At 43.4% G+C, this 9,271-nt stretch carries 7 protein-coding genes and 1 other RNA gene; 7 read left to right on the top strand and 1 reads right to left on the bottom strand.

Annotated elements, in window-relative coordinates:
• The first annotated feature begins 325 nt into the window (after positions 1-325).
• Positions 326-1,072, top strand: a complete 747-nt coding sequence (fabG, locus tag VB732_RS21980; RefSeq protein ID WP_323233022.1) for a 3-oxoacyl-[acyl-carrier-protein] reductase — start codon at positions 326-328, stop codon at positions 1,070-1,072.
• A gap of 320 nt (positions 1,073-1,392) precedes the next feature.
• On the opposite strand, the gene VB732_RS21985 is transcribed toward fabG, so the two are convergent.
• Positions 1,393-2,475, bottom strand: a complete 1,083-nt coding sequence (locus VB732_RS21985; protein WP_323233023.1) for an MraY family glycosyltransferase — start codon at positions 2,473-2,475, stop codon at positions 1,393-1,395.
• Between the two features lie 154 nt (positions 2,476-2,629).
• Between VB732_RS21985 and groL the strand changes: the two genes are divergently transcribed.
• The 6 genes from groL (at position 2,630) to VB732_RS22015 (ending at position 9,075) form a co-directional block, all read left to right on the top strand.
• Complete coding sequence (gene groL, locus VB732_RS21990; protein ID WP_323233024.1) at positions 2,630-4,303, top strand: chaperonin GroEL; 1,674 nt, start codon at positions 2,630-2,632, stop codon at positions 4,301-4,303.
• 367 nt (positions 4,304-4,670) lie between these two features.
• A complete protein-coding gene (corA, locus tag VB732_RS21995) occupies positions 4,671-5,813 on the top strand; it encodes a magnesium/cobalt transporter CorA (RefSeq protein WP_323233025.1) in 1,143 nt (380 codons plus the stop codon).
• Positions 5,814-5,877: 64 nt separating this feature from the next.
• Complete coding sequence (locus tag VB732_RS22000; protein WP_323233026.1) at positions 5,878-6,573, top strand: hypothetical protein; 696 nt, start codon at positions 5,878-5,880, stop codon at positions 6,571-6,573.
• 49 nt (positions 6,574-6,622) lie between these two features.
• Positions 6,623-7,034: RNase P RNA component class A (gene rnpB / locus VB732_RS22005), an RNA gene on the top strand.
• 149 nt (positions 7,035-7,183) lie between these two features.
• Positions 7,184-7,903, top strand: coding sequence for a ribonuclease III (gene rnc, locus VB732_RS22010; protein WP_323233027.1), 720 nt, complete (start codon positions 7,184-7,186; stop codon positions 7,901-7,903).
• Between the two features lie 110 nt (positions 7,904-8,013).
• Positions 8,014-9,075 (top strand): Gfo/Idh/MocA family oxidoreductase, encoded by a 1,062-nt coding sequence (locus tag VB732_RS22015; RefSeq protein ID WP_323233028.1) that lies wholly within the window; start codon positions 8,014-8,016, stop codon positions 9,073-9,075.
• Positions 9,076-9,271 lie beyond the last annotated feature (196 nt).

The following is a 9,271-nucleotide window of genomic DNA, read 5'->3' on the forward strand; positions in this document are numbered from 1 at the left end:
AAATGCATATATTAATTCCATTTATGTATAAAAATCAAAATTATTTTGACTAACCAAAGAATTATACTCTGAATTTATTTGCGTAGTTAGGTGAGAGGCAATAGACAACAGAAAAGAAGGCTATTTGAATTGTACTGAGTGTTTTCAAAAATCAAATGTGAGTTAGATATTTAGCTAAAAACGACGGATAACGTTATTCTAATTTGCATTATCCTAGCAAGATTGTCGTGTCCCAATAGTTAGATTTTATTCAGACAATATTTATATGTTCCCTGAATCGCCATAAGATAATTAGCGCGGTATTTCTAAAATCGAGGGACATTAAATGACACTATTAAAAGATAAAGTCGCAATTGTCACAGGTGCTTCACGGGGAATTGGGAGAGCGATCGCAATTGAATTAGCCACACAAGGAGCGATCGCAGTGGTTAATTATGCCAGTTCGAGTGCAGCAGCCGAGGCAGTCGTTACAGAAATTACAGAAGCGGGAGGTGAAGCGATCGCTATTCAAGCAGACGTTTCTAAAAGCGATCAAGTAGACACGCTAGTTAACACCGTCATGGAAAAGTTTAAGCGTGTAGATATTTTAGTCAATAATGCCGGAATTACGCGCGACACACTGCTTATGCGTCTGAAGCCAGAAGATTGGCAAGCTGTGATAGACCTTAACCTCACTGGTGTTTTCTTATGTACACGCGCCGTCAGTAAAATCATGCTCAAACAGCGATCGGGGCGAATTATTAACATTACTTCCGTTGCTGGGCAAATGGGCAACCCAGGTCAGTCCAACTACAGCGCCGCCAAAGCAGGAGTAATCGGCTTCACCAAAAGCGTTGCCAAAGAACTCGCTACTCGTGGGATCACCGTTAACGCCGTCGCCCCAGGATTCATTACCACCGATATGACCAGCGATCTCAACAACCCCGAAGATATTCTGAAATTCATCCCTCTCGGTCGCTTTGGTCAGCCAGAAGAAGTTGCTGGGATGGTGCGCTTCCTCGCCGCCGATCCCGCCGCCACCTACATCACCGGACAAGTTTTTAACGTTGATGGCGGCATGGTAATGGCGTAAATAGTTTAAGAAATAAATATAGGACTTACGCAAAATATCTCTCAAACTCTTATTTCTCTGTGCCTTCCGTGCCTCTGCGGTTTGTTATTCCGTAACTCATGCGTAAGTCCTAAAATAAATAATTTGAGATTTTACATAAATAGGGGCGCACAGCTAGTTGTGCGCCCCTATTTATATACAAATAATTTTGGATAACTTATTTTTTGGAGTGTTGCTTCAACAAAATCCAAAATTTAAAATCTAAAATTCGGTCGTAGTATAAATGCACCACAAAAAAAACCATAGTAGGGCTAGCATTGCAATGCTTACCCTACAAGCAACTAAGGCTGTTGGCGTATTCTTTGCCAGACAGTAAAACCCAAAAGCAGGATAATACTACTGGCGGTAGCCAGCATCACAGCCAAACTCATGCCTTGTATTCTCATCGCCAGCAAATTGAAAAATAAGGTAATTGACCAAAGCGTGAACGCAGCATGACGCTGGGAAAGTCCCCAAGCGAGTAAGCGGTGATGCAGATGATCTTTGCCAGGAGTACTCAGAGGGTTATTTCCTGCTAGTAACCGCCGTACAAATACTTGAGTGGTGTCTAGCACTGGCAACAATAGAAATAAAACTGTAGGAATTAGGGCATAAACTGTGTTTTGTTGCAGTTTGCCTAAAATACTAGTTGCTGCCAGCACATAGCCAAAAAAGTATGCTCCGGCATCACCCATAATAATTTGTGATGGATGGAAGTTATGGCGCAAAAAGCCTAATGCAGCACCTCCTAAAGCTGCAAGTACCAAGATCGCGGCCGCACGATTGTTAAATTGGGCTGCAACCCCCAACAAACTCATAGCGGTAATAAAGCTGATTCCTCCCGCCAAACCATCCATACCATCCATCAAGTTGATGGCGTTGGTAATCCCTACTACCCACAGTACTGTCAGCGACATAGACAGAAGTGAGTCGATGGGAGTACCAAACAGGACTTTGACACTGATACCATTAGCTACCAGCAAAAGCGCCGTGACGATTTGTGCCCACAATCGAATAGAGGGCGGTAAGCCGAACTGATCGTCGATAAAGCCCACAAGGACTAATATCGAACCCCCCAGGAGAATAGTGAGTACCTGAGCCAATACGTTTTGGAGTTCGATCGGCCGTAAAAGGCTAGCTAGTACCAGCGCGGCAATTACACCCGCGTAGATAGCTAGCCCCCCTGCATTGGGTAAAGGTTCTCGATTGAGTCGCCGAGCGTTGGGTTGGTCAGCCCAACCTACTCGCAAGGCGAATTTGCGGATTGTCGGAATTGAACGCCACGTTACAAGCCAAGCCAAGAGAAACGTAAATACTACTGCCAACCAGCCGGTGCCGCTAGGGTCGGCAATACCAAGGTATTTAAGGGAGTTGTCTAGATTCATCTCCCAATTCAAGCATTACTGCCAGTATCTAATATGAGCATCACCTGTATATTAATCAATTTTTTATTTTTTATTTCCATTTGTAACTTTAGAGATTAGCACTCTTGCCCTGTGAGTGCTAAATTGTCTAATGGAAGCGCTAGAGAAATAAAACATGGCGAAAATTATTGCATTTGACGAGGAATCGCGGCGAGCTCTAGAAAGGGGTGTTAACGCCCTTGCCGATGCCGTAAAAATCACCTTGGGGCCCAAAGGTCGCAATGTCCTTTTAGAGAAAAAATTTGGCGCACCTCAAATTGTCAACGATGGTATCACTGTTGCCAAGGAAATTGAATTAGAAGATCCTTTGGAAAATACTGGTGCAAGACTCATTCAGGAAGTAGCCTCAAAAACTAAAGATGTGGCTGGGGATGGCACCACCACCGCCACCGTTTTAGCACAAGCCTTGATTCGGGAAGGTTTGAAGAACGTCGCGGCGGGTACTAACCCAGTTAGCTTGAAACGCGGGATCGACAAAACTGTTGAAGCACTGGTAAAAGAAATTGCCAGAATAGCCAAGCCAGTCGAAGGAAGTGCGATCGCTCAAGTTGCCACTGTCTCTGCTGGTAACGATGAAGAAGTTGGTCAAATGTTAGCCCAAGCAATGGAAAAAGTCACCAAAGATGGTGTCATTACCGTTGAAGAATCCAAATCCCTCACCACTGAACTAGAAGTAGTTGAAGGGATGCAGATCGACAGGGGTTATATTTCACCCTACTTCGTCACCAACAACGAGCGGCAAATCGTCGAATTTGAAAACGCCCGAATCTTGGTGACAGATAAAAAAATCAGCAGCATCCAAGATTTAGTGCCAATTTTGGAAAAAGTTGCTCGTTCTGGTCAGCCCTTGTTAATCATTGCTGAAGATGTCGAAGGTGATGCTTTGGCAACTTTGGTAGTGAACAAAGCGCGGGGTGTACTAGCAGTGGCTGCCATTAAAGCGCCTGGATTTGGCGATCGCCGCAAAGCTTTGTTAGAAGATATTGCTATTCTCACCGATGGACAGTTGATTTCTGAAGAAATTGGCTTAAGTTTGGATACAGCTTCTTTAGAAGCCCTGGGAACTGCTCGCAAAATCACCATTGACAAAGAAAGCACCACCATTGTCGCTGGCAGTGTCACCAAGCCAGAAGTACAAAAGCGGATTGGTCAAATTCGTAGACAGTTGGAAGAAACCGATTCTGAATACGATCAAGAAAAACTCCAAGAACGCATCGCCAAGCTTGCTGGCGGTGTGGCAGTGATTAAAGTGGGTGCGGCAACCGAAACCGAACTCAAAGACCGTAAGCTGCGGATTGAGGACGCGCTCAACGCTACTAAAGCCGCCGTAGAAGAAGGGATTGTTCCTGGTGGTGGAACAACTTTAATTCACTTAGCCAAAACGGTACAAGCGATTAAAAAGACCTTAGAAAGCGAAGAAGAAAAAATTGGGGCTGATATAGTCGAACGAGCGCTAGAAGCTCCTTTGCGTCAAATAGCAGATAACGCCGGTGCTGAAGGTTCTGTAATCGTTTCTAAAGTCCGAGACAGCGAGTTCAATATTGGCTACAACGCTGCTACCGGAGAATTTGAAGACTTGATCGCGGCTGGTATTATCGACCCTGCCAAGGTTGTGCGTTCAGCTTTGCAAAACGCTGGTTCTATTGCTGGTTTGGTCTTAACCACCGAAGCGATCGTTGTTGAAAAACCAGAGAAGAAATCCGCAGCTGCTGCTCCTGATATGGGCGGCATGGGTGGTATGGGCGGTATGGGCGGCATGGGCGGCATGGGCGGCATGGGCATGTTCTAACTTCTGCTTACCCAGATAAATATTTTTTTCAACAGTTTGTCTTAACCAAGGCAAACTGTTTTTTTATAACATTGCTGATTTAGAGCCGATATGTTATCTCTATTGCTGGGAAGTAGCTGGGCATAAGTAAAAATAATCATCATGGTTATCAGCAATTAATCATAAATACAACATCTAAATAACTGCTTAATCTACAAATTACAATTACAGTTTTTGTATTAATTTTTGTAAAATTAATAGCAAAAGCTGAAATAGATCAAAACGCCTCATGGTTGCTTAGTAGAAGATTTTACTTCTTTACTAAGCACTGGAAAAAGAAGAACTTGTCCAATTCCCAACTCCCAATTCCCAATGTAGGTAATATTGCATGGCACGAAAACTACATCGCCTTCTAAAAATAGTAAAGAAGGCAAACGAAGATGAATTCTATCACGAACCAGGGACTGTACCCGGAACCATTTTTATTGATGCAGATGCTCCACCACCGATAATTTTTTTGATTGACTACAACCAAACCAATTTTATCCGCGAACAGATAGCAACCCCAGAAGAGTGTATTTCATATCTTGATAGTGAATCCACTTCTTGGGTAGACGTACAAGGTTTAGGTAGTCAAGATATATTACAGCGATTGGGTAAAGTTTTTGAGTTACATCCTTTAGTTTTAGAAGATATAGTCAATGTGCCAGAGCGTCCCAAAACAGAGGATTATGAAGATCAATTGCTATTCATTTCTCGCATGGTAGTACCGAAAGAAATAGCATGTGGTTTTTACAGCGAACAAGTGAGTTTGATATTAGGTAAAAATTATTTGCTGACAGTACAAGAGGAGCCGGAACATGATTGTTTTGAAGCGGTGCGATCGCGGATTGAAAAAAACAAAGGGATCATTCGCAAACAAGGAGCGGATTATTTAGCTTACGCCGTATTAGATGCAATTATTGATGGCTATTTTCCCGTACTGGAGCTTTATGGAGAGCGGATCGAAGAGTTAGAAGAGGAGGTAATAGTCAAACCTACCCCACAAACACTACAAAATATTTATCAAATTAGGCGAGAACTACTGCAACTACGTCGTGCTATCTGGCCCCAGCGAGATGCAATTAATTCTTTGATTCGAGATGGTAGTGAACTGATTGGCGAAGAAGTCCAAATCTACTTGCGAGATTGTTATGACCATACAGTGCAAGTGATGGATATGGTAGAAACTTATCGAGAACTAGCATCTGGATTAATGGATGTGTACCTTTCGGCAGTGAGTAACAAAATGAATGAAATTATGAAGGTACTAACGATAGTTTCAACAATTTTTATTCCACTGACTTTTATTGCCGGAATATATGGTATGAATTTCAATACGGAAAAATCGCCATATAATATGCCTGAGTTGAATTGGTATTGGGGCTATCCACTCTGCTTGGTAGTAATGGCTGCGATCGCACTTGCTTTGCTATTCTTTTTTTGGCAACGGGGTTGGCTGCAAAATTCTGTAACAATTAAGCGTAATTAATAATTGCAGATAGGCAACAAATCAAATGTACATTCATTATTACCAGGAGTTAATATTATAAATTATGAGGAATAGCGACCAGAATTTAGTAGTTTTGACTATTTATATTATCGGTATTTCCTATATTTTTAATCGCATGATTGAATCCATCGATGATCAAGTTAAATTTGAGTTTAAAAAAGGAATCGTTGACGAGCAACTCAAAGAACAAAATCTCGACGATAAAATTGGGATTTCCTTTAAACTCAAATCCTCGTACCCAATTGACGATTTGAAAGATTTAGGAATTAGCATTGAAAATAAATCTGATAATGTTGCCCTATACGTTGACTGGGACAACAGTTCTTTAGTAGTTGAACATAGCAAACAATCACGCCGCGTAATTCGCAAATCACCAGACTTAACTCGTGACTTGGCAGTACCTCAAAGTCCTAGCCTGATTGCTCCCAAGAAAACACTTTCGGAAACAGTGACAGCAGAAGATGTATTCGAGCGGGATCCAGTCGCTGGAACCTATTCAGCGAAAAAACCACTAATTGATATCAATGGGCTACAAAAAGGGCAAAAAAAATTGTACAACGACTTTCTTAACAGAAAAAAGGAGTTGGACTTTTCCCTGCAACTGGTGCTGAGGATATCTGAGGTGCGTTTAGGTTTAGCCCCAGGTCGTGATTTTCCTCCCATTAGTATTATCAATTGTCCTTTCACAGTCAAAAAATTACCTTGGACTTACGCTCTACCGTGGAATAAAAAAAAGTAATGCCATGTCAACATACTACGCCAACCAAAGATTACACTGGATCTAAGGAGAGAGTAGACGCAGGCGGTTGCAGATCAGTCATAGTAACTGGTTTGAGGAAAGTCCGGACTCCCGAAAGACCAAACTTGCTGGATAACGTCCAGTGCGAGCGATCGTGAGGATAGTGCCACAGAAAGATACCGCCAGATCAATTAAAAATTAAAAATGTAAAATTAAAAATTGTTCATTTTACATTTTTAATTGATCTGGTAAGGGTGCAAAGGTGCGGTAAGAGCGCACCAGCAGTATCGAGAGGTGCTGGCTCGGTAAACCCCGGTTGGGAGCAAGGCGATAGGAACTACGGTTGGTCTTTTACCAGTTCCGCTCAATGAGAGCCGCTAGAGGCGTTTGGTAACAAGCGTCCCAGATAGATAACTGCCCTCGCAAGAGAACAGAACCCGGCTTATGTACTGCTCTCTCCCCCCCTTTTTAGTGCTGAGTGCTGAGTGCTGAGTTAGGAGTTAGGAGTCAGAAGTAAGTATTTTTCCCATGTCTCCCCTTGCTCCCTGCTCCCTGCCCCCTGCTCCCTGCTCCCTGCCCCCTGCTCCCTGCCCCCTCCCCTTGTCATGTAATGCCTCTTGCCTACCCGCGCCGTCAACGGCAACTCGAAAGTTTAGTCCAAAAATTAGGTTTGTCGCTAGAAGCACCTATCAAGTGGGAACTGCTAGATTTAGCGCTAACTCATCCTACTGTCTCTGATTCGGCAAATTATGAACAACTGGAGTTTGTTGGCGATGCAGTGGTGCGCCTAGTGTCGGCTGTTGTGTTATGGGAAAATTATCCCGATTGTCCAGTAGGGGATTTTGCGGCGATTCGTTCGGTATTGGTAAGCGATCGCATTCTCGCCCAATTAGCCAGAGGTTATGGTTTGGAGTTATACTTGCTAGTCGCCGGTAGCGCTACGGCTGATAAGGTTGGTCAAGAGTCACGACTAGCAGATGCTTTTGAAGCAGTTCTCGGTGCGCTCTACTTAAGCACTCAAAATCTGGAACTAATTCGTTCTTGGCTAGATCCCCACTTCCAAGAACTAACGACAGAAATTCGCCTCGATCCTGCCAGACTCAATTACAAAGCTGCTCTCCAAGAATGGACTCAGGCGCAATTTAAAGTTTTACCAGAATATCGAGTTGTAGAAGTCACTCAACCGCACCGTAATCAAGAACGTTTTATGGCTGAAGTGTGGCTGCATGGAAACAAACTTGGAGAAGGTAAAGGACGCTCAATCAAAACTGCTGAACAAGCCGCAGCTAAAGTAGCCTTTTTAGCAATTCCTCAACCGAAAATACCCTAAACCAAAAATAGTGCTGATAACCTGATAACTTAGTTGGTTGTCGGTGGTCATTTGTCCCTAGTCCCTTGCATACTAATGACAAATAACAAATGACAAATGACAAATAACAAATGACAAACCAAATTAAAATTGCTGTTATCGGAGTTGGGCGTTGGGGAGTACATCTGCTACGGAATTTCTTAGCACATCCCCAAGTAGATGTAGTTGCTGTAGTAGACCCTCATCCAGAACGATTAGCGGCGGTCAAACAGCAGTTTAATTTAGATGATTATGTAGTATTGACAACCCAGTGGGAAGATTTAAAAAGAGTGCCAGGATTGACAGGAGTGGCGATCGCAACTCCAGCTACTACTCACTATGCTTTAATTAAAGACGCTCTCCAAAACGGATACCATGTTTTGGCAGAAAAGCCCCTAACTCTTGATCCGGCCGAATGTCGGGAACTTTGCCAGTTAGCAGAGCAGCATCATTTAATACTGATGGTTGACCACACTTATTTATTTCACCCAGCAGTTGAGCAAGGACAAACTGTGGTACAGGCGGGTAAATTAGGTGATTTACGCTACGGCTATGCGACACGCACCCATTTAGGCCCTGTCCGCCAAGATGTTGATGCGCTGTGGGACTTAGCTATTCACGATATTGCGATCTTTAACGCTTGGCTAGGTCAGATGCCTGTGAAAGTACAAGCAACGGGTACGGTATGGCTACAGGGGCAAGCCAATAGCGAAATAACCCACTCTCCATCCCAAGGTTTAGCCGATCTAGTATGGTTAACACTGACATACCCAGATGGCTTTCAAGCTTATATTCATTTGTGCTGGCTAAATGCTGATAAGCAGCGACGGCTGGGGATTGTAGGTAGCCTTGGTAGTTTGATTTTTGATGAAATGTTGCGATCGTCACCTCTAACGCTGCTACATGGGGAGTTTGAGCAGCAGGGTAATCATTTTATTCCGGTAAATCAAAGACAGGTAGTGCTGGAATTAGAACCGGGTGAACCATTACAACGGGTTTGCTCTACCTTTGTTGCTTCTGTTCTCAACAATACTCCCTCAGAGGTTTCGTCTGGCTGGGTAGGCACACAGTTAGTAGAAATTCTTGCTGCACTAACGCTATCTCTTGAGCAAGGCGGCCAACCTGTTTTTCTTAACAACTGCTCTCAAGTCTGATTTTCCCCGGAGAATAACCGCCTGATACTGTTCGGTTAAGGCAAGAGACGCGATAAATCGCCGTCTCTACAAAGGACTGATTCTTGTAGAGACGGCGATTTATCGCGTCTTTGAGATCGTATTGAATAACCGCTCATTTTACTTCATTAACGGAGTTCAAAGCCTCGTTCACGAGTATCAAAGACTCGTTAACGGG

Source organism: Nostoc sp. UHCC 0252, from assembly GCF_034931145.1.
Lineage (GTDB): Bacteria > Cyanobacteriota > Cyanobacteriia > Cyanobacteriales > Nostocaceae > Nostoc.

What these genes read in the sequence shown, in the direction of transcription:
- VB732_RS22015 (WP_323233028.1), top strand. Translation starts at nt 8,014, where the DNA reads ATGACAAACCAAATTAAAATTGCTGTTATCGGAGTTGGGCGTTGGGGA.
- VB732_RS22000 (WP_323233026.1), top strand. Translation starts at nt 5,878, where the DNA reads ATGAGGAATAGCGACCAGAATTTAGTAGTTTTGACTATTTATATTATC.
- rnc (WP_323233027.1), top strand. Translation starts at nt 7,184, where the DNA reads ATGCCTCTTGCCTACCCGCGCCGTCAACGGCAACTCGAAAGTTTAGTC.
- VB732_RS21985 (WP_323233023.1), bottom strand. Translation starts at nt 2,475, where the DNA reads ATGAATCTAGACAACTCCCTTAAATACCTTGGTATTGCCGACCCTAGC.
- groL (WP_323233024.1), top strand. Translation starts at nt 2,630, where the DNA reads ATGGCGAAAATTATTGCATTTGACGAGGAATCGCGGCGAGCTCTAGAA.
- corA (WP_323233025.1), top strand. Translation starts at nt 4,671, where the DNA reads ATGGCACGAAAACTACATCGCCTTCTAAAAATAGTAAAGAAGGCAAAC.
- fabG (WP_323233022.1), top strand. Translation starts at nt 326, where the DNA reads ATGACACTATTAAAAGATAAAGTCGCAATTGTCACAGGTGCTTCACGG.